Raw genomic sequence first — 311 nt, 5'->3', positions numbered from 1 at the left:
GTGAAGCGCTTGGCTTTAGGTTGGCCCGCTTTTGGCAACTTGTTGAGAACGTTGGCCGTCTTGTGTACCCAGCAACGCTGCTGGCGCGTCTCGGGGTAGGTTTCTTCCAGCGCCGCCCAGAACCCCATAGCGCCGTCACCAATCGCCAGTTCTGGGGCGTTCATGCCGTGCTCTTTCAGCTTTCCCAGCACACCTTTCCAGCTCAGCGTCGATTCGCGTTCCCCATCTTCAATGGCCAGAAAGTGCTTTTCTCCACGTTCGTTCACGCCAATAACAACTAGCGCACAGAGCTTGCTTTCTTCCGAGCGCAA

The 311-nt window shown here is 56.6% G+C and carries 1 protein-coding gene; it reads right to left on the bottom strand.

Annotation, left to right across the window (positions count from 1 at the left end):
- A partial coding sequence (locus tag Q5Y71_RS17340) for a transposase (RefSeq protein ID WP_306043314.1) occupies positions 1-311 on the bottom strand: 311 nt, incomplete at both ends.

Origin of the sequence: Microbulbifer sp. 2205BS26-8, assembly GCF_030731025.1 — a bacterium.
Taxonomy (GTDB): Bacteria; Pseudomonadota; Gammaproteobacteria; order Pseudomonadales; family Cellvibrionaceae; genus Microbulbifer; species Microbulbifer spongiae.
This window is presented reverse-complemented; position numbering and strand designations above follow the sequence as displayed.